The 21,547-nt window shown below is 65.1% G+C and carries 19 protein-coding genes; 12 read left to right on the forward strand and 7 right to left on the reverse strand.

Features of this window, described 5'->3' with window-relative positions:
• Positions 1 to 120: 120 nt before the first annotated feature.
• The 4 genes from QA642_RS45575 to ugpB form a co-directional block, all read right to left on the reverse strand.
• A complete protein-coding gene (locus QA642_RS45575; protein WP_283082659.1) occupies positions 121 to 1,098 on the reverse strand; it encodes an aminoglycoside 3'-phosphotransferase/choline kinase family protein in 978 nt (325 codons plus the stop codon).
• 18 nt (positions 1,099 to 1,116) lie between these two features.
• Positions 1,117 to 1,383, reverse strand: coding sequence for a protealysin inhibitor emfourin (locus QA642_RS45580; RefSeq protein WP_283082660.1), 267 nt, complete (start codon positions 1,381 to 1,383; stop codon positions 1,117 to 1,119).
• Between the two features lie 40 nt (positions 1,384 to 1,423).
• Positions 1,424 to 2,455 carry a M4 family metallopeptidase gene (locus tag QA642_RS45585; RefSeq protein WP_283082661.1) on the reverse strand — a complete coding sequence of 344 codons (1,032 nt, stop codon included), beginning with the start codon at positions 2,453 to 2,455 and terminating at the stop codon, positions 1,424 to 1,426.
• 400 nt (positions 2,456 to 2,855) lie between these two features.
• The gene (gene ugpB / locus QA642_RS45590) at positions 2,856 to 4,184 is read right to left on the reverse strand and encodes a sn-glycerol-3-phosphate ABC transporter substrate-binding protein UgpB (protein WP_283082662.1); all 1,329 of its coding nucleotides are present in this window, start codon (positions 4,182 to 4,184) and stop codon (positions 2,856 to 2,858) included.
• A 198-nt stretch (positions 4,185 to 4,382) separates the two neighbouring features.
• On the opposite strand from ugpB, the gene QA642_RS45595 reads away from it, so the two are divergent.
• The 10 genes from QA642_RS45595 (at position 4,383) to QA642_RS45640 (ending at position 15,938) form a co-directional block, all read left to right on the forward strand.
• Positions 4,383 to 5,378 (forward strand): TRAP transporter substrate-binding protein, encoded by a 996-nt coding sequence (locus tag QA642_RS45595; RefSeq protein WP_283082663.1) that lies wholly within the window; start codon positions 4,383 to 4,385, stop codon positions 5,376 to 5,378.
• A gap of 54 nt (positions 5,379 to 5,432) precedes the next feature.
• Positions 5,433 to 7,463, forward strand: a complete 2,031-nt coding sequence (locus tag QA642_RS45600; RefSeq protein WP_283087113.1) for a HAMP domain-containing sensor histidine kinase — start codon at positions 5,433 to 5,435, stop codon at positions 7,461 to 7,463.
• Positions 7,433 to 9,178 (forward strand): DUF3369 domain-containing protein, encoded by a 1,746-nt coding sequence (locus QA642_RS45605; RefSeq protein WP_283082664.1) that lies wholly within the window; start codon positions 7,433 to 7,435, stop codon positions 9,176 to 9,178. Before QA642_RS45600 ends, QA642_RS45605 begins: the two co-directional genes overlap by 31 nt.
• Before the next feature lie 40 nt (positions 9,179 to 9,218).
• A complete protein-coding gene (locus QA642_RS45610; protein ID WP_283082665.1) occupies positions 9,219 to 9,956 on the forward strand; it encodes a response regulator in 738 nt (245 codons plus the stop codon).
• Positions 9,957 to 10,386: 430 nt separating this feature from the next.
• Positions 10,387 to 10,998 (forward strand): sigma-70 family RNA polymerase sigma factor, encoded by a 612-nt coding sequence (locus tag QA642_RS45615; protein WP_027563183.1) that lies wholly within the window; start codon positions 10,387 to 10,389, stop codon positions 10,996 to 10,998.
• A 515-nt stretch (positions 10,999 to 11,513) separates the two neighbouring features.
• Positions 11,514 to 12,212, forward strand: coding sequence for a cytochrome c biogenesis CcdA family protein (locus QA642_RS45620; protein WP_283082666.1), 699 nt, complete (start codon positions 11,514 to 11,516; stop codon positions 12,210 to 12,212).
• Between the two features lie 29 nt (positions 12,213 to 12,241).
• Complete coding sequence (locus tag QA642_RS45625) at positions 12,242 to 12,829, forward strand: thioredoxin family protein (RefSeq protein WP_283082667.1); 588 nt, start codon at positions 12,242 to 12,244, stop codon at positions 12,827 to 12,829.
• A gap of 84 nt (positions 12,830 to 12,913) precedes the next feature.
• Complete coding sequence (locus QA642_RS45630; protein WP_283082668.1) at positions 12,914 to 13,888, forward strand: hypothetical protein; 975 nt, start codon at positions 12,914 to 12,916, stop codon at positions 13,886 to 13,888.
• A gap of 331 nt (positions 13,889 to 14,219) precedes the next feature.
• Positions 14,220 to 14,813: a L,D-transpeptidase gene (locus QA642_RS45635; RefSeq protein ID WP_283082669.1), complete on the forward strand. Its 594-nt coding sequence runs from the start codon at positions 14,220 to 14,222 to the stop codon at positions 14,811 to 14,813.
• An 87-nt stretch (positions 14,814 to 14,900) separates the two neighbouring features.
• On the forward strand, positions 14,901 to 15,938 hold the full coding sequence (locus QA642_RS45640; RefSeq protein ID WP_283082670.1) for an amino acid ABC transporter substrate-binding protein: 1,038 nt from the start codon (positions 14,901 to 14,903) through the stop codon (positions 15,936 to 15,938).
• A 374-nt stretch (positions 15,939 to 16,312) separates the two neighbouring features.
• Here QA642_RS45640 and QA642_RS45645 read toward each other — a convergent pair whose 3' ends face one another.
• Both QA642_RS45645 and QA642_RS45650 read right to left on the reverse strand, forming a co-directional pair.
• Entirely contained in the window at positions 16,313 to 17,452 is a 1,140-nt protein-coding gene (locus QA642_RS45645; RefSeq protein WP_283082671.1) for an acyl-CoA dehydrogenase family protein, read from the reverse strand.
• 147 nt (positions 17,453 to 17,599) lie between these two features.
• Complete coding sequence (locus tag QA642_RS45650; protein WP_283082672.1) at positions 17,600 to 18,799, reverse strand: acyl-CoA dehydrogenase family protein; 1,200 nt, start codon at positions 18,797 to 18,799, stop codon at positions 17,600 to 17,602.
• Between the two features lie 136 nt (positions 18,800 to 18,935).
• On the opposite strand from QA642_RS45650, the gene QA642_RS45655 reads away from it, so the two are divergent.
• The gene (locus tag QA642_RS45655) at positions 18,936 to 19,481 is read left to right on the forward strand and encodes a carboxymuconolactone decarboxylase family protein (RefSeq protein WP_283082673.1); all 546 of its coding nucleotides are present in this window, start codon (positions 18,936 to 18,938) and stop codon (positions 19,479 to 19,481) included.
• Between the two features lie 90 nt (positions 19,482 to 19,571).
• Positions 19,572 to 20,066, forward strand: coding sequence for a VOC family protein (locus QA642_RS45660; protein WP_283082674.1), 495 nt, complete (start codon positions 19,572 to 19,574; stop codon positions 20,064 to 20,066).
• Positions 20,067 to 20,171: 105 nt separating this feature from the next.
• Here the strand turns inward: QA642_RS45660 and QA642_RS45665 are convergent, their stop codons facing one another.
• On the reverse strand, positions 20,172 to 21,407 hold the full coding sequence (locus tag QA642_RS45665; RefSeq protein WP_283082675.1) for an MFS transporter: 1,236 nt from the start codon (positions 21,405 to 21,407) through the stop codon (positions 20,172 to 20,174).
• Between the last annotated feature and the right edge of the window lie 140 nt (positions 21,408 to 21,547).

The raw sequence follows: 21,547 nt of genomic DNA on the forward strand, positions 1-21,547 counted from the left end.
ATCAAAACTTGTGCCTCAACCTCGTCATTGCGAGCGCAGCGAAGCAATCCAGACTGTCTCGGTGGAAAGATTCTGGATTGCTTCGCTGCGCTCGCAATGACGACTGGACGACTGGAGTCATCACTCCGCCCAGATCAAATCCTGCAATTCGACCAGATCGTTCGCCTTGTCCTGCCAGCCCTCGATGCAGATGTGGCTGTTGAGGTCGCTGGCACGGTGCAGCAGCATCAAGGCCATCAGCCTGCGCTTCAGCGCGTGGTCCGGCTTGGCATAGCCGAAGCCTTCGAGCAGGCTGCGCACCCTGCCCGGCCGGCCCGCCGCCATGAAGGCGCTGGGGCCGAGCAGATCGTAGTCGCGCCATCCGGCAAGCACGTCGCCGAAGTCGAACAGGCCGGCAAGCGACCAGCTGCCGTCATTGCAGGCGAGCAGGAAATTTTCCGGAATGTATTCGCCGATCAGGATCACCGGTGGGGCATCCATCGGAATCAGCTCGGCGGCGTCGCGGAGGAGATCGTCGAGACCTGCGAGGAATTTCGGCGCAAGGCCGAGACGCTCGTGCCGCGCGCGGCAACCCTGCATCTGGGCGCGCATGAATGCGTCCCAGCGCGGCTCGACGTTCGCGAGAGGACCGAGCGGCGCGCGCTGCACGGCGGCGATGGTCTCGCCGATCTGGCGCAGCACACGCTCCTTCTGGTCTTCCGGCAGTTGCGGCCACACCTCCGAGCCGAGCGTGCCGGCAAGGCGCGTGATGACGAGATAGGGCCAGCCGTCACGCTGTCCTTCGGCGACGATCTCGGGTATCGGCAGATCCAGATGCCCCCTGAGCTGCGTCAGCGAGCCGCGCTCGGAGACGAATTGCGCGCGGAGCAGCGGCGGGAAGATCTTCAGGATCAGGCGATCACCGAGCCCGACCACGAGATTGGTGCCGGTTGCAAACACATGCGGCGCGCCGACATCGAGACCATGGCTGCGCGCGATGTCGCGCGCGACCGGCAGCCAGCGCGAGCTGTCGGCGCGCAAGGCGCGGTAGGCATGAAGGTCGGTCGAAGCGGCGGCGCCCCAGGCCCCGGCCGAATCCGGCGACAACGTCTGCTCCATCACAGCGCCGATCTGGTCTTATTCCAGGACATCCTTGACGCTGTTCCTGACGGTGGCCGGGACCGCGTGCTCGGGGACCTCGATTGTCCTGGCACCGCGCGTGATCTTGTAAGTGAACGCGTCGGCCTGACCCGGATGCGCCGCAGGGATCTTGCCGGGATCGGCAAACAGCTGCTCCATCGTCTGCTGGTCGGCGGGCGACAGATCCGACAAGGTGACTTCACCACGACTCTTGAGGTGAGGGCCGCCGAATCCGGCGAACCCTCCGACGCGCTCGATCTTCAAGCGATCCACGCTTCCTTCCTTTCGTAGCGCTGCAACCGGTCTACAGCCCGACCTTCTTCCATCCCGCATCGACGGCGGCGAAGACCGCGGCATCGCCGGGATACAACGTCTGGGCACCCTGCCGGGTCCGCGCCGCAAACGCCTTCATCGTCATGTGCGGCGCCGGCCCGAAGCCGGTCAGCGCAAGGTACCACACCTGCCCGATCCTGGCCCAACTGTTTCCGCCGAGCGTCGTGCAGGCCGTGCAGAAGGCGAGGTTCGGCGGGCCGCTGGAATAATGCGGATCCATGCCCGGCGTGATTTGCGAATATTTGGTCGGTTGCGGCGCGAGGCAGTGCTTGGCGGCAGGATTGGCCATGTCGCGCAGGCAGGTGAACCCCCTCTTCTTGGCGGCCGGCCCCATGATGTCCTTGCCGATCAGCCAGTCGGCCTTCTTGACGTCCTGCTTGGCCTCCCACTGCCGGAACATCGAGCCGAAGCAGTCGGAGATGCTCTCGTTGAGGCCGCCGGCATCGTCGCTATAGGCAAGCTGGAGACTGTGCTGGGTCACGCCATGGGTGAGCTCATGGCCGATGACGTCGTTGCCCCTGGTGAAGTCGACGAAGAGGCTGCCGTCGCCGTCGCCATAGACCATCTGCGAGCCGTTCCACATCGCGTTGTTGTACTTCTCGCCGAAATGGACCGACGACATCATGGTCATGCCGTGATCGTCGATCGAGTTGCGGTTGAAGACCTGCTGGTAGAATTTCGCGACCTTGGAGGTCTGGTTGACGGTGCGCTTGACCGACCCGTCCGAGGACGTCTTCGGCCTCGGCACGGGCGTGCCCGGCAGCGTCTGGGTGTGCTTGCAGTCGTAGACTGTGACGGCCGGCGTGGTAGCCAGCGTCACGAGGCCGGCGGAACGCGCCGTCGCAACGCTGGTCAATCTGGCGGCCTGGTTGCGCAATTCGCGCAGTTCATGGCTGATCTGGACCGTGTCGACCAGCTGCTTGCGCAGCGGGGCGGACAGCTTCTTGTCCTGGGAGAGCTTGGTCAGAACGTCGTTCGGGATGATGCAACATGTGCAGGGCATTGAGGGATCTCCATTGCACTTTCCGAATATGGATGGATGAAACAATCTCGAGATCATTCCTGCCGGCGAGCGGCATGCACTGACGCCAGCCTGGCGTCACGCATGCGAGATTATCGCAGGCGGCGGAGCCGTTGCGTGTGAGGTCGCACACACTTCCGGGTTGCGTGATGTCCGAGCGGATTCTGAGTTTTGGTTGAAGCGATGCGCACCCAGGACCAGGTTCACCTCTCCCATAGGGAGAGGTCGGAGCGCATCGGAGATGCGATCCGGGTGAGGGGATTTGGTCTCACTGGGCGCCGCGGCCCCTCACCCGGATTGCACTGGACGATGCTTCGCATCGCCGAGCGCAATCCGACCTCTCCCGGTCGGGGAGAGGTGAACCACGGACAGTCCGCCCGCTTCAGCGCTCGGGGCTGGCGCGCTCGAACTGGCGCAACAGCTTGTTGCCGCGCTCGACCGCGGAATCGAGCGCCGACTGCGCACTCTTCTGGCCGGCGAAGGCCTGCTCCAGCTCGTCCTCGATCGCGCCGCGGATCAGCACGAAGGAGCCGAGCCTGACGCCCTTCGAGTTTTCCGTCGGCGGATGCAGCGTGATCTCCTCGAACGAGATCGCCGAGCCCGGATTACGCTCGTAAAAGCCTTGCGCGCGCGTCAGCTCGTAGGCGGCGCGGGTGATCGGCAAATAGCCGGTGTTCTGGTGCCAGGCGGCCTGCACGCCGGGCTGCGACAGATAGGCGAAGAACCGCGCCACGCCCTTGTATTCGTCGCGCGGCCGATCGCGCAGCACCCACAGCGTGGCGCCACCGATAATCGAGTTCTGCGGCGCGTCCTTCACGTCGGGCCAGTACGGCATCAGGCCGTAGCCGATCTCGAATTTCGAATTCGCCTTGATGTCGGCGCGCGTCGCCGAGGAGCCGATGAAGATGCCGCACTCGCCCTTCTGGAAGCGCGGCTCGGCCGCCTGCCCGCGGCCGCTATAGTCGAACGCCCTGGTCTGCTGCCATTCGGCGAGCTGGGCGACGTGCTTGACGAGAACGGGATTGTTGATGGTGAGCGCCGCATCGAGGCCGGCAAAGCCGTTGGTGCGGGTCGCCAGCGGCAGATTGTGGAACGCGGAAAGATTCTCGACATGGATCCAGGACGGCCAGGACGTGGTGAAACCACACACCGCGCCGCGCTCGCGCAGGCGCTTTGCGGCGGCGCCGAGCTCGGGCCAGGTTCTTGGCGGCGCCTCCGGATCGAGGCCGGCGTCGCGGAACATGGTCTTGTTGTAGTAGAGGATCGGCGTCGAGGAATTGAACGGGAAGGACAGCAGGTTGCCGCTCGCGTCGGTGTAATAGCCGGAGACCGCGGGCAGGTAATCGTTCAGCGAGAACGGCTCGCCCTGGTCCCGCATCAGGCTGAACACCGGATAGATCGCGCCCTTGGCCGCGGTCATGGTCGCGGTGGCGACCTCGTTGACCTGGACGATCGCGGGCTGGCTGCGCGAGCGGAAGGCGAAGATCGCCGCCGTCACCGTCTCGGTGTAGTTGCCCTTGTAGGTCGGGACGATGCGGTAGTCCGACTGCGAGGCGTTGAAGTCGGCGGCGAGCTTTTCGAGCTGCTTGCCGAGCTCGCCCGACATCGCGTGCCACCAAGCGATGTCGGTTGCCGCTTGCGCCTGTGACGTGAATGTGAGGGCCGCAGCGGCGACCACGACCTGCAAAAGGCGCAATGCTGAAGTCACCATGGCTCTTCCCGTGCCCGCACGACCGAAGCGGCAGCCTTTGCTTAAGGCCCGGCATTGGCGGTTTCAACCGGGAATGCGCTCCGGCCGCGCCGCACAATCGCGCGACGGGTTCCGCCGGTATGGCCTTCCCTTAACCATCTGCTAGATTGCATTGAACCTTCTGCTCCCGCCATAGACTCCATCTCTGAGGGGTTGAGTGTGCCAGTGCTAGACCGTGCCGAACTCTCGCGGACCGGGGTGATCGTCGTTGCGCTTCTGCTCGCCATCTGTGCGACGGGCGCCGCGGCGCGCGAATTCCGCGCCGCCGACACCCAGACCGAGGACTATCCGACCGTCCAGGCGCTGCGCTACATGGGCGCCCAAATCAGCGAACGGACCGGCGGCCGGCACGAGATCAAGGTATTCCACTCTCGCCAGCTCGGAGAGGAAAAGGAGACCATTGAGCAAACGCGGGCCGGCGCGATCGACCTCAACCGGACCAATGTAGCCCTGATCGGCAATTTCGTTCCGGCCATGAACGTGCTCGCCATGCCGTTCCTGTTCCGGTCCATCGAGCACATGCAGAAGGTGCTGGACGGGCCGATCGGCGACGAGATCCTCGGCAGCTTCGAGCCCTACGGCTTCGTCGGGCTCGCTTTCTACGATTCGGGGGCGCGGTCGATCTACAACGGCGTCCGTCCGGTGAAGAGCATTGCGGATCTCAAAGGCCTGCGGATCCGGGTGCAGCAATCGGAGTTGATGAGCGAGATGATCCGCTCGCTCGGCGCCGTGCCGGTCGAGCTTCCCTACGGACAGGTGCTCACCGGGCTTGCGACCCATCTGATCGACGGCGCAGAGAACAACTGGCCATCCTTCGTGACGACGGACCATTACAAATATGCGGGCCATTACACGCTGACCGAGCACACGATGAGCCCGGAGGTGCTGGTGATCTCGCTCAAGGCCTGGCGGAGCCTCTCGGTGGACGATCAGAAGATCTTCCGCGAGGCGGCGCTTCGCTCCAGCCGTTTCATGCGCGAGAAGTGGCGCGACCTCGAGGACCAGTCGCAGCGCAAGGCGGAAGCCGCCGGCATCACCGTCGTCAAGGACATCGACCACAAGCCGTTCGAGGACGCGATGGCGGCGGTGTACGCCAAGGCCGCGCGCGATCCCGCTGCGGCCGCGCTGATCGAACGCATTCGCAAGGTGGAGTGAGCCGCGTTGGCTGCGCTTGGACACAGCGATCATCCAGACCGGGCGCCCGGCCCGATCGGGCGGCTGCGCGCGCGTCTCGTCGGCCTGCTCCGGGCGGTGCCGATCCGCTGGCGCATCCTGTCGATCGCGGCCCTGAACTCCGCGGTGGTGGTGGTGCTGGTCGGGCTGATCTGGAATGGCACGCAGGTGCTGGGCTCGGCCTGGGGCGACGTCCGCCAGGTGCGCGAATCCGACCGCATCCTGGCGCTGCTCGAGAGCGAGACCGGGCGGCTCCAGAACCTGATCCACCGCTACATCAACCAGCCGAGCCCGGACCTGTTCGCCGAGATCCTGCTGCTGCGTGAGGCCGTGCTGGGCACGCTGACCAACCGCGCCGCCAAGGACCCGATGCTGTCGGGCTCGGTCGAGGAGCTCGAGCGCACCACCGACCGCTTCCTCAACGGCTTCGGCGAGCTGCGCAGCGTGCAGGCCACCATCGCCAAAACCTATGAGGAGCAGGTGCAGGTCCCGGCCAAGGACATGGCCGGCCTCTATTCCATCATCGAAGGCGCCACCGGCCACCGCGACGCGTTGATCTGGCCCTCGCTCGGCAAGTCCCGCGAGGCCTTCACGGCGATGCTGGTCGCGGCCAATTCCTACTATCTGTCGCAGTCGTCGGGCGCCGCCGACGACGCGCGCCGCAACACCGAGACGATCGAGAAGACCATTCCGGTCATGCTCGATCTCGCCGACAACGACCTGCAGAAGATGGCGCTGGAAAAGCTCGCGACCCGCACCATGGCGCTGCGCGAGGGCTTTGCAAAGCTGTCCGAGCAGCTCGCGAGCCGTACCGAGCTGCTCCGCAACACCATCGATGCCAGCCAGGCCGAGGCGATCGGCGCCATCGACGATCTCTCGACCAAGATGCGCCAGCGCGAGCAGAAGGCGCAGGAGACGTTCGACCGCACGCTCGCCGATATTTCCCGCCGCGTGCTCTCGATCGCGGTCATCTTCCTCGGTATCATCCTCACCGCAGGCGTTTTGATCGCGCTGTCGATCCGCCTGCCGCTGCAGCAGATCATGGCGGCGATGCGCGCCATCACGCTCGGCGACCTCGACCGCGAGGTGCAGGGCACCAAGGCACGCGACGAGGTCGGCGCCATGGCGCGCGCGGTGGAGGTATTCCGCGAGAACGCGATCGCCAAGCGCCAGACCGAGGACGAGCTGCGTGCCTCCAAGGAGAAAGCCGAGAGCGCGCTGCTCGAGCTCAACGCCGCGCAGCAGAATCTGATCGACGCGGAGCGGCTCGCCGCGCTCGGCGGCCTCGTCGCCGGCGTCGCGCACGAGGTCAACAACCCCATCGGCATCAGCCTGACGGTCGCCTCGAGCTTTGCCCGGCGCAGCGAGATCTTCGAGGCCCAGCTCAAGGGCGAGGGCGGCCTGCGCCGCTCGCAGCTCGACGAGTTCGTGCAGTCCTCGCGCGATGCCTCGCAGCAGCTGGTCGCCAACCTCACCCGCGCCGGCGAACTGATCCAGTCGTTCAAGCAGGTTGCGGTCGACCGCTCCCATGCCGAGCGGCGGCAGTTCTCACTCAGCGAAGCAACCGACCAGATCATCGCAAGCCTCAGGCCCGTGCTGAAGCGCTCGCCGATCACGCTCCAGGTCGACGTGCCCGAGGGGCTGCTGCTCGACGGCTATCCCGGCTCCTACGGCCAGATCCTGACCAATCTCTTCCTCAACGCCGCCAATCATGCCTTCGCCGACGGGCGCGCCGGCACCATCACGATCTCGGCCCGGCCACGCGGGACCGACGACATCGAGATCATCTTCACCGATGACGGGGCCGGCATGACCCCCGATGTGCAACGCCAGGCCTTTGACCCATTCTTTACCACCCGGCGCAATGAAGGTGGCACGGGACTCGGCCTTCATATCGTCTATAACCTGGTGACCCAGCAGCTCGGCGGACGCATGATGCTGGAATCCAAGCTGGGACAAGGTACTACTTTTCGGATTATCATGCCGCGGATCGCCAAGGGCGGCACGCAAAGCACAGAGACTGACGGGACTTCTCAATGGCCGAACAGGACGATGTCCTCCACCTGATCGACGACACCGGTACCGCGCCGGAGGACCAGAACGCACGAAAATGGAAGATCGCCGTCATCGACGACGATCCGGCCGTGCACGACGGCACCCGCTTCGCGCTGTCCGATTACAGCCTCAACGGCCAGAGCCTGGAGATCCTCTCGGCGCATTCCGCGGCCGAAGGCCGCAAGCTGATGGCCGAGCACGGCGACATCGCCGCGGTGCTGCTCGACGTCATCATGGAGACCGACGTCGCCGGCCTCGAGCTGGTCGAGTTCATCCGCAACGAGCTCAAGAACGAGACCGTGCGCATCATCCTGCGCACCGGCCAGCCCGGCCAGGCGCCGGAGCGGCGCGTGATCGTGCAGTACGACATCAACGACTACAAGGCCAAGACCGAGCTCACCGCCGACAAGCTGTTCACCTCGCTGACCGCGGCGCTGCGCTCCTACCAGCAGCTCGAGCGCATGGTGCAGACGCGGCGCGGGCTCGAGATCATCATCGACGCGGCCTCGACGCTGTACGACTTCAAGTCGATGCAGCGGCTCGCCGAGGGCGTGCTGACCCAGCTCGCCTCGCTGCTCAATGTCGACTGCGCCGGTATACTGGTCCTGCGCGACAATGGCGGCGTCGACCCGGAGCTCTCGGTGCTTGCGGGGAGCGGCTGCTACAGCCGTTTCATCGGCACGACCTCATCGCGGGCGCTCGACCCTGATTTGCGCGAGCTGGTGGAAGCCGCGTTCCAGCGCCGCAAGAACGAGTTCGCCGACCACCGCAGCGTGATCTATTTGCGCACCGGCTCCGGCCGCGAGGTGGTGGTGCTGCTCCAGGCCGAGCGCGAATTGTCCGAGACCGACCGCTCGCTGGTCGAGATCTTCTCCAGCCGGCTCTCGATCGCATTCGACAACGTGATCCTCTACCAGCAGCTCCAGGACGCCAACACGCAGCTGGAGGACCGCGTCGCCCAGCGCACCCGCGCGCTGATGCAGGCCAACCGCCGCCTCTCGGCGCAATGGCTGCGGCTGCAGCGCGCCAACGGCTTCAAGAACGAGATTCTGGGCACCGTCGCGCATGATCTGAAGAACCCGCTCGGCGTCATCCTCGGCCGCACCGAGATGCTGAAGGAGCTGATCTCGACCGGCGCATCGGAAGGCGGCGTGGTCGCCCAGGTCGATCACATCCGCGACGCCACCAAGCGCCTGACCACGATGGTCGACCATCTGATCTCGGACGCGATGGCCGATGCCTTCGACATCACCATCCGCCGCGAGCCGGTGGACGTCGCGGCGCTGGTGAAAGAGGTCGCCGACGCCAACCAGCCGCTTGCGGTCAACAAGCAGCAGGCGATCAGCGTGACCGCGCCGCCCAACATCGTCACCATGTGCGACACCGACCGCATCCGCGAAGCGATCGACAACCTCATCAGCAACGCGATCAAGTACTCGCCGATCGGCGGCAAGATCGGCGTCACCGTTACCCATGAGGGCAGCGACACCATCATCCGGGTCAGCGACGAAGGCGCGGGCCTGTCGCCGGAAGATCTCGGCCGCCTGTTCGGCCGGTTCCAGCGGCTGTCCGCCAAGCCGACCGCGGGTGAGAGCTCGACGGGGCTTGGGCTTTCCATCGTCAAGCGTATTATCGACATGCATGGCGGCGAGGTGACGGCCGAGAGCGAGGGCCCCGGCAAGGGCTCGACCTTCACCATCACCCTGCCCGCGACCGAGATGCCGTGATTTGAGTACCGAGATCCAAGATCCTGGATTCTGAAGTGACATGACACAAAGCCAGCACATCATGATCGTCGACGACGAGGCCCCGGCCCGGGAGATGGTCGGCGATTACCTCAAGATGCACGGCTTCACCGTGACGCTGTGCGACGGCGGCAAGTCGCTCCGCGCCGCGATCCAGGGCAGCATGCCCGATCTCGTCGTGCTCGACCTCAACATGCCCGAGGAAGACGGCCTCTCGATCATCCGCGATCTCAAGAGCCGCATCAACGTGCCCGTCATCATGCTCACCGCAACCGCGAGCCCGATCGACCGCGTCGTCGGCCTCGAGCTCGGCGCCGACGATTACGTCGCAAAGCCCTGCGAGCTGCGCGAGCTGATGGCGCGCATCCGCTCGGTGCTGCGGCGGAGCACGCCAGTGAAGGCGGCAGCAGCGGAGACGGCGGCGGCGAAATCCGACAAGGACCAGCTGGTGCGCTTCGGCACCAAATGGCTCGATCTCGAGGCGCAGGCCTTGCGCGACGACGAGGGCAACGAGCATCCGCTGACCGCGTCCGAATTCGGACTGCTCAAGGTGTTCGCGGCCAATCCGAAGCGCGTGCTGTCGCGCGAGCGTCTGCTGGAGCTTGCCAATGCGCGCGACGCCGAAGCCTTCGATCGCGCCGTTGACCTCCGCATCATGCGCATCCGCCGCAAGATCGAGCCCGACCCGACCAAGCCCGCCGTGATCCGCACCATCCGCGGCGGCGGCTATCTGTTCTCGCCCGCGGGCGAGAAGGCGTAAGGGGGCCCACACTCCGCTGTCATCCTGGACAAGCGTAGCGCAGCGGAGCGCTGATCCGGGATCCATAACCACAGGCCGTGGTTATGACGCCGAGCTCGAAACTCCGAGTCTTCGCCAAACTCCTCCCTGTGGTTATGGGTCCCCGGGCTCGCTTCGCGCCCCGGGACGACGCTGATGGGTGCCGCGCGAGCGAACGCAAGAGCCCGAAATTCGTTCCTGCCCCGCCAAATCGCCCGCCCCGTATTTTCCGTACATTGAAATTCCACGATTTTTTGTCTCGAATGTTTCGTCGCGCCCTTTTCGACGAAACAATTTGGCGGCGCACGAAACCATTTTCCGCTTTTCGTGCAGACGTCCCGAAACGTTGGCTGATTAACACTTTGGTCCAAGGAAACGCCGCTCGGTTGCGGCGCACCGGGGAGCTAAGTCAATGCCGAACGTCATCGCCATCAACGCCCAGGCCAGCCAGAGCATCATTGCCGCTCAAGCGACCTCGGACGACATGCTTCTGGAGAGCATTGCCGACGGCAACCGGACGTCCATGCACATCCTTTATTGCCGACACAATGTGCGGGTCTATCGCTTCATCCTGCGCATCGTGCGCGATGCCACCACGGCGGAAGACCTCGTCAGCCAGGTGTTCTTGGACGTGTGGCGGACCGCCGGGCAATTCCAGGGCCGCTCGCAGGTCTCGACCTGGCTGCTCTCGATCGCCCGTTTCAAGGCGCTGACCGCGATGCGCCAGCGCCGTTTCGAGGACATCGACCAGGAGGATGTGCGCCAGATCCCTGACGACACCGACACCCCGGAGACCTCGCTCGACCGCAGCGACACCAGCGCCATCCTGCGCGCCTGCGTCGCAAAGCTGTCGCCCGCGCATCGCGAGATCATCAACCTCGTCTACTACCACGAGAAGTCGGTGGAGGAGGTCGGTCAGATCATCGGCATCCCCCAGAGCACGGTGAAGACCCGCATGTTCTACGCCCGCAAGCAGCTGGCCGATTTGCTTAAGGGCGCCGGCGTCGACCGTTTCGCCGCGTAAAATCAAGGATTTCAACGGGATAGGACCACAACTCAGGCCCTGTCCCCGGACACGGAAGTGTTACCGCCGACGAAACAATTGAAACGAAGCACAACATCAGGCGGAAAAACTTCCCTCCTATAAAGCTCACATACGGTTTCGTTAAACCTCCCAAGGACCTCCAGCGACCCGGACGATGCCCCCGTCCGGGTCGTTTTGTGTTTGGGGGTGGCGAAGTGAGGCGGGCCCCGCTCTCTCATTCCCTCCCCCCTTGCGGGGGAGGGGCAGGGAGAGGGGTGCCGCACGGGGACTCCAACGATTGGTGCGCGCCGCACGATCGCAGGCGGATAGACCATTTCTTGGGCCACCCCTCTCCCCCGCCCTCCCCCGCAAGGGGGGAGGGAGCGCGGCGTCACCGTGGTCCGCACCTGTTGCTTCCCCCGCGAGGGAGCTACTGCGTCACGAACGTGTGACACCGCGTAACGACCGCCTCACCCACTCCGAACTGCCCTCGTGACCTCCATCACGAGGGCTCCATGCTCGAACTTCTCTTCGCTGTTCTCGCCGGCATCCTCACCATCGCCGCGCCGTGCACCTTGCCGATGCTGCCGATCCTGCTCGGCGCCTCGATCGGGCGCGCGGGGCATCTGCGGCCAGCGATGATCGCGCTCGGCTTCGTCGTCTCGTTCTCCGCCGTCGCGCTGCTGCTCGGCGCGCTCACGCGGGCATTCGATTTCGATCCGAACGTGCTGCGCGAGGCTGCCGCGATTCTGCTGCTCGGGTTCGGCCTGCTGATGCTGTGGCCGGCGCCGTTCGAATGGCTGTCGATCCGGCTCAATGGCTGGCTCGACCTTGGCGCTGCGAGCGGCGTGCAGCGCGAGGGTGCGATCGGCGGGCTCGTGCTCGGCACCACGCTGGGCCTGGTCTGGACGCCCTGCGCAGGGCCCGTGCTCGGTTCGATCCTGACGCTGGTCGCGACTTCGAAGAACCTGGCCTGGGCCGGCACGCTGCTGGTCGCCTACGCCATCGGCGCTGCGATCCCGATGCTGGCGATCGCCTATGGCGGACAGGCCGCGACCACGCGGGTGCGCAGCCTGGCGCGGATCTCGCCGCGGCTGCAGCAGGGTTTTGGCATCGTCGTGATCGCTTTCGCCCTCGCCGCCTACTTCCAATACGACACGCTGATCGTGGCGTGGCTCACCGGCTTCTATCCCACCGGCCAGATCGGCCTGTGATCCCTCGCATCCCAACGGAGAACACGTCCATGACTGTCAAGCTGCTCGCCGTTTCCGCCGCCCTGATCGGCATGGCCGTGACCGGCGCCGTCATCCCCGGCATCTGCGACGACGCCGCGCGCGCGACGCCTGTCGGCACCGCAGCGGCAGCGCCGATCCAGGTCGCGGCCACGAGCCAACAGGCCGCACCCGACTTCACCGGGATCAACACCTGGTTCAACTCGAAACCGCTTGGCATCGCCGACCTGCGCGGCAAGGTCGTGCTGGTCGACTTCTGGACCTATGGCTGCGTCAACTGCGTCAACACGCTGCCGCACGTCACCGATCTCTATGCCAAATACAAGGACAAGGGCCTCGTCGTGGTCGGCGTGCACACGCCGGAATTCCCGTTCGAGCGCTCCGCCTCCAACGTCCAGGCCGCGCTGAAGCGCCACGGCATCACCTATCCGGTGGCGCAGGACAATGACTCCAAGACCTGGAACGCCTATCGCAACCAGTATTGGCCGGCGCAGTACATCATCGACCAGAGCGGCAAGATCGTGTTCCAGCACGAGGGCGAAGGCGCCTACGACCAGATCGACCGCACCGTCGCCCGGCTGCTGAACGCCAACAGCTGATGCCGCATCAGCGGCTTTCGGTTGCGGCTTGACTCCACGGACCCGTCCGTGGAGTTTCGCGGGCGACGGAATCAGCCGCCCGCAATGGCCGACGCGACCACCAGCACCGACATCCGCCTTCGTGAAGGCTCCTCGATCGCGCAGCGGCTGGTCATGGCCGGCTCTGCCGCCGCCGTCGCGCTGTGCTTCACGCCGGGCCTGTTCACGCACGACGTGCTGGAGGTGATCATCTCGGTGGTCGCGCTGCTCGTGGGAACAGGGTTCGTCGTCGGCATCATGATGGCGCCGGCGGTGGTGTGGATCATCACCCCGAACGAGATCTTGATCGGAAAGCAGCGTCCGTTCGGAAAGCTCCAGACGCGGGTTGTCGGCAAGGACAACATCAGCGGACTGCAAGTTCCCGGCAGCAAGCGGGTGAAGGCCCGCTTTCAGCTCGTCTTCACGCTCGCTTCGGGCGAGCGCCTGACCTCCCCGCCGATCTCCGACGTCACGCATGTGCACGACACCGTGACGCGGATCGCCACGCAGTTCGACGTCCCCAATGTCGAGGCACCTCGCAATCCGCTCGATGCCAGCAATCCCGAGATGCATCTCGGCGAGCCGCTCGAGGCGTTTTCCGTGCGGGACATCAGGATCGTTGCGCTGATCGCGGTCGCACTGTCCGCCGTGCCCTACGCCTACAAGCTCTGGCGCGGATGGCCGCCCAGCCACGTCGATATCCTGCTGCTGCCGCTCGGCGCGCTCGCGGCGTTCGCCGTGCACCGCTACGCCAATCTCGTGACCGGCGCGTTCTGGATCATCCGCGAGAGCGATATCCGCGTCGAACGCTTATGGGGCGACGGCACGCCACGCGTGGACCATATCGAGGGGTGCGACGTGAAGACGATCAGCGTCGACCGCCGCGGCCGGTCCGAGGACGAGCACTGCATCGTCACGATCCGGTTGCGCTCGGGACGACGGTTTCGCAGCCCCCGCATCGGCTCGCGGCTCGAGGCCCGCGCGGTCGGGGCCGAGATCGTGCGGCGGCTCGGGATCGCGGCGGAGAGTAGTAAGATTTAATATCCCGCTGGCGATCGAAGCGTCGCGGTCTCCACATCGTCATGGCCGGGCTTGTCCCGGCCATCCACGCCTTAATGCGCAGTACGAAGAACGTGGATGCCCGGGACAAGCCCGGGCATGACGCCCCCTAATTTCGGCCGCCTGCCCGACGAGGGTGTCGCTGATACTGCTTTTCGCGCCATCCCCTGTTTGTGGCATTGCCCGCGGCCCGTCAAAAAACCATAGGTATTCTCGTGACATACCAGCCGCGCGCCATCAACTTGCCATGAACATGCCCCTGAGATTTGATGTATTCGAACGATTTGCGCTGTGGCAGCGGGGAGAGCTTCACATGACCGATTTTCGTCGCCTGACCGGGATGTTCTTGGCTGCGATGGGACTGATCCTGTCCGCGCCGCAGGCCTTCGCCCAGCAGCCGGACCGCGGCGACGAGCCGGGCCTGATCGCCGATGAGAGCTACCAGCTCGATCCGGAATGGCAGAAGCAGGTGGTCTATTTCCGCACCACCGAAGCGCCGGGCACGATCATCGTCTCGACCGCCGAGCGTCACCTTTACCTGGTGCAGCCGGGCGGGCGCGCGATCCGCTACGGCATCGGCGTCGGCCGCGATGGTTTCCAGTGGCAAGGGCTGGTGACCATCACCAACAAGAAGGAATGGCCGGACTGGACGCCACCCCCGGAGATGATCCAGCGCCAGCCCTATCTGCCGCGCTTCATGGCCGGTGGCCCCGGCAATCCGTTAGGGGCCCGCGCGATGTATCTCGGCACCACCGTCTACCGCATCCACGGCACCAACCGCCCCGACACGATCGGCACCAAGGTGTCGTCGGGCTGCTTCCGTCTCGTCAACAACGACGTCGCCGATCTCTACGAGCGCGTGCCTGTCGGCACCAAGGTCGTCATCCGGCAGAAGCCCGAGCTCTAAGGGTTATGGTTCGAGCATGATCCTGCGGATCATGCTCTGCCCCCTCCCCAAACCTCCTTTTCCCGATTATTTCGAGAGAGAGACATCATGCGCACATTTCGAGGCGGCCTGCTGATCGGGCTCGCGGTCGCCGTGCTGGTCGCCGTTCTGGCCATCATCTATGAATTCTACGACACCCGCACCCTGAAGCGCACTGTGCGCCGCGGCGAGGTGCTGTGCGGCGTCAACAAGGGCCTGCCGGGCTTCTCGATCCCCGACGACAAGGGCAACTGGACCGGCTTCGACGTCGATTTCTGCCGCGCCGTCGCTGCCGCGATCTTCAACGACCCGAGCAAGGCCAAGTTCGTGCCGCTCGACGCCAGCGAGCGCTTCAAGGAATTGCAGAGCCGGAAGGTGGACATCCTCTCGCGCAACTCGACCTGGAGCATGGCGCGCGAGCTCGACTACGACCTCTATTTCCCCGCGGTCGCCTATTACGACGGCGCAGGCTTCATGCTGCCGCGCTCGCGCAACAAGGAGACCGCGCTGGACCTGACCGGCAGCAAGGTCTGCGTGCAGGCCGGCACCACCACCGCGCTCAACGTCTCCGATTACTTCCGTGCCAACAACATGAAGTATGAAGAGGTGAAGTTCGACAAGCTCGACGACGTGGTGAAGGCCTACGACACCGGCAAGTGCGACACGCTCTCGGCCGACGTCTCCCAGCTCTATGCGCTCCGGCTGAACCTGTCGAAGCCCGGCGACCACATGATCCTGCCGGACATGATCTCCAAGGAGCCGCTCGCCCCCGTCGTGCGCCAGCGCGACGACGACTGGATGATGATCGTGAAGTGGACGCTCTACGCCATGATCAACGCCGAGGAGCTCGGCGTGTCCTCCGAGAACATCGACGAGGCGCTGAAGTCGAAGAAACCCGAGGTAATGCGCCTCGTCGGCACCGAGGGCAATTACGGCGAGCAGCTCGGCCTCACTAAGGACTGGGTGGTCCGCATCATCCGCAACGTCGGCAATTACGGCGAGATGTACGAGCGCAACATCGGCGAGAAGTCGAAGCTGAAGATCCCGCGCGGCATGAACCAGCTGTGGAACGCGGGTGGCGTGCAGTACGCGCCGCCGATGCGGTAGGACGGTCTGACCACCGTCAGCCACTATCCATCGTCATGCCCGGGCTTGTCCCGGGCATCCACGTTTTCAGAGCACCGCAAGAACGTGGATGGCCGGGACAAGCCCGGCCATGACGAGTTTGGGGCGAGCGCCATCCACAATCTCAACTGTCATCGCCCGCGCAAGCGGGCGATCCAGTATTCCAGAGACGTCAATCGTAGACGGAGAGGCCGCGGCGTACTGGGTCGCCCGGTCAAGCCGGGCGACGACAGTGCGTGTGCGGCGCGATGGCAGCGCCTCAGTCCGTAGCCCGGATGGAGCGCAGCGCAATCCGGGAGCTGTCTCACCGCGGGAATAGAACCCGGATTTCGCTGCGCTCCATCCGGGCTACAAAATCAATACCCCCGCACCCGGGCCAGCTGCTCGGTGTGGTAGTTGGCGTCGCCGAACAATTCTTCGCACACCCGTGCGCGCTTCATGAAGAAGCCGATGTCGAACTGGTCGGTCATGCCCATGCCGCCGTGCATCTGCACGCCCTCCTGCACCGCGCGGGTGGCGGTGGTGCCGGCGCGCGCCTTGGCGACGGCGACGGCTGATGCAGCCTTGGTAACGTCGGCATCCAGCGCCTGCAGTGCCTTCATCGTGGCGGCGCGGGTGATCTCGATGTCGACATAGAGCTCGGCGGCGCGGTGCTGCAGCGCCTGGAATTCGCCGATCAGCTTGCCGAACTGCTTTCGGTTCTTGAGGTACTCGACGGTGCGGCCAAACACTTCGTCGCTCAAGCCCACCATTTCGGCGGCGACCGCGCCGCGGCCGATATCGAGCACGCCGTCGAGCAGGCCAGCGCCCTGATCGACCTCGCCGAGCACGCTGTCGGCGTTCACCTCGATATTGGCGAACTCGATCCGCGCCGCGTTGTGGGCGTCGACCATGATGGTGCGCTCGATCGAGATGCCCTTGGCCTTGGGGTTGACCAGGAACAGCGTCAGGCCTTCCCGATCGCCGGCCGAGCCGGCGGTGCGCGCGGCGACGATCAGGAGATCAGCGACGTGGCCGTCAACCACCAGCGCCTTGGCGCCGGAAAGCTTGAAACCGTTGCCAGCGCGCACGGCCTGTAGGTTGGTCTGGAGCGGGCGGTGCTTGGCGCCCTCGTCGATCGCGAGTGTCGCGAGCAGCGAGCCGTTCGCGATCTTCGGCAAATAGTCCGACTTCTGCGCGGCATTGCCGCCGCGGTTCAGCGCTGAGGTCGCGACCACGCTGGTGGCGAGGAACGGCGACGGCATCAAGGTGCGGCCGATCTCCTCCATGACGATTCCGGCCTCCATGACGCCGAGGCCAGAGCCGCCGAACTCTTCCGGCACCAAGAGGCCGGCAAAGCCCATCTCGGCAAAGGAGTGCCACAGCTCCTTGGCGAAGCCGGTGGGATCCTTGGAGTCGCGCAAAGATCGCAGGTGCGACACCGGCGCCTTGTCGCTGATCAGCCCGCGCGCGGAGTCGCGGAGCATGGATTGTTCTTCGGTGAGGACGAGGGCCATGTGCTTGCTTCCGATTCGAAATCTATCTGTCGTCGTCATTCCGGGATGGCCCGAAGGGCCAGGCCCGGAATCCATAACCACGATCGGGAGTATGGATTCCGGGCTCGCGCTGCGCGCGCCCCGGAATGACGGGTGGTGAGAGCGTGCTCACGCCCCCGGCAAATCCAGGATACGCTTGGCGACGATGCCGAGCATGACCTCGGACGTGCCGCCCTCGATCGAATTCGCCTTGGTGCGCAGCCAGGCGCGCGGGCGGGCGCCTTGCTTGGAGCGCTCGCTCTCCCATTCCAGCGCATCGACGCCGCCGGCCGACATCAGGATCTCGTAGCGGCGCTTGTTGAGCTCGGTGCCGTAATATTTCATCGCGGAGGAGAACGCTGGATGCGCCTGCCCGGCCTTGGCGAGATCGACCGCGCGCTCCGCGCAAGCCGCAAGCGCGGCTTCATCCACGTCGAACGTTGCGATCTGCCCGCGCAGCATCGCATCGTCGAGCTTGCCTTGCGCGTCGGAGCCGACCGAGTCGGCTGCGATCTGGCCGAGCGGACGGCCGACGCCGCGCTCGCCCATGCCGGAGATCATCGCGCGCTCGTGCTGCAGCAGATATTTTGCGACGTCCCAGCCGCGGTTGACGGTGCCGACCACATGCGACTTCGGCACGCGGACGCCGTCGAAGAAGGTTTCGCAGAACGGCGAATAGCCGGAGATCAAGAGGATCGGCTTGGTCGTCACGCCCTTCGAGGTCATGTCGAACAGGATGAAGCTGATGCCGTCGTGCTTCTTGGCCGCGGGATCGGTGCGGACGAGGCAGAAGATCCAGTCGGCGTAATTGGCGTAGGACGTCCAGATCTTCGAGCCCGTGATGACGAAATCGTCGCCGTCGCTCTCAGCGCGGGTCTGGAGCGAGGCGAGATCGGAGCCGGCGTTGGGCTCGGAATAGCCCTGGCACCAGCGGATCTCGCCCGCCGCGATTTTTGGCAGATGCTCCTGCTTCTGCGCGTCATTGCCGTATTTCAGCAGAGCGGGTCCGAGCATCCAGATGCCGAAGCTCGACAGCGGCGGGCGCGCGCCCATCTTGGCCATCTCGGCGCGCAGCACCTTGTGCTCGGCGGCGCTGAGGCCACCGCCGCCATACTGCTTCGGCCAATCCGGCACGGTCCAACCCTTGTCGCGCATGCGCTCGAACCAGATGCGCTGCGGTTCGGACGAGAACTTTGCGTTGCGGCCGCCCCAAAACACATCGGTGTCCGACGTCACGGGCTTGCGCATCTCCGGCGGGCAATTGGCTTCCAGCCAGGCGCGCGTCTCGTTGCGGAATTTTTCGAGATCGGCGTTTTCAGTGTCGCTCATGGTCGTTTCCATCAATCAAAATCGACTTGTTGGCGGCGACTCTGGGCCATCGCACCGTGGAATTCAACCACTTCCGCAGCCGCATTCCGCTATAGTCGCGGCCACGACGGTGCTTGAAAACAAAGAGGAAACGAGAATGCGCCTGAAGCTTCTTTCGCCTGGCGAAATGAACGAGAGCCAGCGGCAGACCTATGACGAGTCGATTGCCGGCAAGCGCGGCAAGCCGCCGGCGCCGATGATGGCCTGGCTCAACAGCCCGGAGATGGCGCGCCATGCGACGCGGCTCGGCGAAGTGCTGCGCTTCGATACGATCTTTCCGGCAAAACTCTCGGAGATCGCCATCCTGGTGACGGCACGGCACTGGACCGCGCATTACGAATGGTATGCGCATAAGCGCCTCGCGCTTGCGGGCGGCATGGACCTAGAGATCATCGACGCGATCCGCGACCGCCGCACGCCCGAGTTCGACGATCCCAAGGCTAAGATGATCTACGACCTCGCGAAGTCGCTGCATGAGGGTCACGGCGTCGAGAAGGGCCTCTATGATGAGGCGGTGAAGCTGCTCAGCGAGCGCGGCGTGGTCGAGGTGATCGGGCTGTGCGGCTATTACACCATGGTGTCGATGACGCTGAACACGTTCGAGTTCGAGCTGCCCGACGGCGAGGTGCCGGAGCTCTCATAGTTTCGCATCCGGAAACGATGGGTTTCAGGATGCGCTGGTAGCGCCGTCCCGAAGCCGGGCCTATGTGGAGTTCAGAAACGGAGCAGCCACATGTCGCAAACATCCGCCGTCGCCGCCGGCACCCGGATCGGCCACGTCCACCTCAAGGTCGCCGATCTCGAGCGCGCGCTCGGCTTCTATTGCGGCGTGCTCGGCTTCGAGCTGATGCAGCGCATGGGCTCCGGCGCGGCGTTCATCTCGGCGGGCGGCTATCATCACCACATCGGGCTCAACACCTGGGAGAGCAAGGGCGGCTCGCCGCCGCCGCCGGGCACGACCGGATTGTTTCACACCGCGATCCTCTATCCGACCCGCCCGGCGCTGGCGGATGCGCTGCACCGGGTGCTCTCGGCCGGCATCGCGCTGGACGGCGCCAGCGACCACGGCGTCAGCGAGGCGCTGTATTTGCGCGACCCGGACCAGAATGGCGTGGAGCTGTATTGGGACAAGCCCAGCGAGCAATGGCCGTTCGGGCCGGATGGGAAGCTCGCGATGTTTACCAAGCGGCTGGATGTGGAGGACCTCTTGAGGCAACGCGAAGCGTGATCTTGTAGGGGCACGATCTCGTAGGGTGGGCAAAGCGAAGCGTGCCCACCAATCTCGCGATATAGATACAGGTGGTGGGCACGGCGCTGTGCGCCTTTGCCCACCCTACAAGAGCTTCGCTTTTCGCTTGCGCCGCACCATGATCAACGCGGCCGCCGCCACCTCGAGCGCGATGCAGAGATAGAACGGCAGGGAATAGCTGCCGGACCAATCGCGCAAGGCCCCGACGATTCCGGGGCCGAAGGCATAGGTCACCTGGTTGATCGCGGTGTTGAGGCTGATCAGCACGCCGAACGAGGCGGGGTCGAACTCCTGCTGCACGATCAGCGACGGCAGCGTGATGAGGTTGCCGACCGAGAAGCCGAACACCGCGCAGGCCGCGATCAGCACGTAGTCGTTGTGCAGATTGATGACGACGAGAAGTGCTGCAGCCTGGCTCAGGAAGGAGAGCGCGGACGCCAGCCGCTGGTTGAGGCGGTCGATCACCAGTGAGAACAGCACGCGGCCGACCACCGCCATCGCGGTGAGCACCGCGACGGCAACCGCGGCGCGCTCACGGCCGATCACGGGGTCGAGGAACGAGATCAGGTGGACGATGAAGCCGACCTGCGCGAACAGCACCAGCGCGAACGCAATGGTCACCGTGAGGAAACCGAGGTCGCGCAGCGCCCAGGCGCGGATCTCTGTCGACGATTGCGGCTTCGCTTTCGCTGTCGCCTGCCAGCCGTGAAGATCGGGCGGACGGCCGACAACGAGCAGGATCACCGGCACGAGCAGGACCAGCATGGCGCCGGCGGCGGCGCACATCGCGCTGGCAAAGCCGATATGGCCGATCAGCGTCACCAGCAGCGGCACGCCGACGATGCCGCCGAAGCTCGCGCCGTTGAGCGCGAGGCTGATCGCCATGCCGCGCTTCTGGTCGAACCAGAGACTGATCGTGTTGGTGATCATGGCGAGACTCGTGCCGGCCCAGCCGAAGGCGAGCACGGCGTCGGCGAGATAAAGCTGCCAGGGCTCGCGCACCGCGCCGATCGCGACGCTAGCTGCCGCCATCGCCAGCGTGCCGGCGATGAGGCAGATGCGCGGGCCATATTTTCGAACGGCCTCGCCGACGAAGACGACCAGCAGCGCGCCGAACAGATAGAAGAACGTGGTGCCGGACGAGATCAGCGAGGCCGGCCAGCCCCGCGCGCGCTGGAGCTCGGCGACATAGACGCTCTGGCCGTAGAAGCCGAGCCCCCAGCCGAAGGTCGCGAGCAGGAAGCAGACGGCGACGATGCGCCAGCCTTCGTAGCGGAGGGAGGATTCGCCGATGGGTGGATGATGAAGATTATCGAGCATCGCCACTTACTCCGTCATGCCCGGGCATAGCCGTCTGAAGGACGGCGTCGCTTCCGCTCGCCTATGCCCGGGCATCCACGTTCTTTCTTCAGCGTCCTAAGACGTGGATGGCCGGGACAAGCCCGGCCATGACGACATCT

The sequence above is a fragment of the Bradyrhizobium sp. CB2312 genome, assembly GCF_029714425.1.
Lineage (GTDB): Bacteria > Pseudomonadota > Alphaproteobacteria > Rhizobiales > Xanthobacteraceae > Bradyrhizobium.

What these genes read in the sequence shown, in the direction of transcription:
- QA642_RS45575 (WP_283082659.1), bottom strand. Translation starts at nt 1,098, where the DNA reads ATGGAGCAGACGTTGTCGCCGGATTCGGCCGGGGCCTGGGGCGCCGCC.
- QA642_RS45585 (WP_283082661.1), bottom strand. Translation starts at nt 2,455, where the DNA reads ATGCCCTGCACATGTTGCATCATCCCGAACGACGTTCTGACCAAGCTC.
- ugpB (WP_283082662.1), bottom strand. Translation starts at nt 4,184, where the DNA reads ATGGTGACTTCAGCATTGCGCCTTTTGCAGGTCGTGGTCGCCGCTGCG.
- QA642_RS45605 (WP_283082664.1), top strand. Translation starts at nt 7,433, where the DNA reads ATGGCCGAACAGGACGATGTCCTCCACCTGATCGACGACACCGGTACC.
- QA642_RS45610 (WP_283082665.1), top strand. Translation starts at nt 9,219, where the DNA reads ATGACACAAAGCCAGCACATCATGATCGTCGACGACGAGGCCCCGGCC.
- QA642_RS45615 (WP_027563183.1), top strand. Translation starts at nt 10,387, where the DNA reads ATGCCGAACGTCATCGCCATCAACGCCCAGGCCAGCCAGAGCATCATT.
- QA642_RS45620 (WP_283082666.1), top strand. Translation starts at nt 11,514, where the DNA reads ATGCTCGAACTTCTCTTCGCTGTTCTCGCCGGCATCCTCACCATCGCC.
- QA642_RS45625 (WP_283082667.1), top strand. Translation starts at nt 12,242, where the DNA reads ATGACTGTCAAGCTGCTCGCCGTTTCCGCCGCCCTGATCGGCATGGCC.
- QA642_RS45630 (WP_283082668.1), top strand. Translation starts at nt 12,914, where the DNA reads ATGGCCGACGCGACCACCAGCACCGACATCCGCCTTCGTGAAGGCTCC.
- QA642_RS45635 (WP_283082669.1), top strand. Translation starts at nt 14,220, where the DNA reads ATGACCGATTTTCGTCGCCTGACCGGGATGTTCTTGGCTGCGATGGGA.
- QA642_RS45640 (WP_283082670.1), top strand. Translation starts at nt 14,901, where the DNA reads ATGCGCACATTTCGAGGCGGCCTGCTGATCGGGCTCGCGGTCGCCGTG.
- QA642_RS45645 (WP_283082671.1), bottom strand. Translation starts at nt 17,452, where the DNA reads ATGGCCCTCGTCCTCACCGAAGAACAATCCATGCTCCGCGACTCCGCG.
- QA642_RS45650 (WP_283082672.1), bottom strand. Translation starts at nt 18,799, where the DNA reads ATGAGCGACACTGAAAACGCCGATCTCGAAAAATTCCGCAACGAGACG.
- QA642_RS45655 (WP_283082673.1), top strand. Translation starts at nt 18,936, where the DNA reads ATGCGCCTGAAGCTTCTTTCGCCTGGCGAAATGAACGAGAGCCAGCGG.
- QA642_RS45660 (WP_283082674.1), top strand. Translation starts at nt 19,572, where the DNA reads ATGTCGCAAACATCCGCCGTCGCCGCCGGCACCCGGATCGGCCACGTC.
- QA642_RS45665 (WP_283082675.1), bottom strand. Translation starts at nt 21,407, where the DNA reads ATGCTCGATAATCTTCATCATCCACCCATCGGCGAATCCTCCCTCCGC.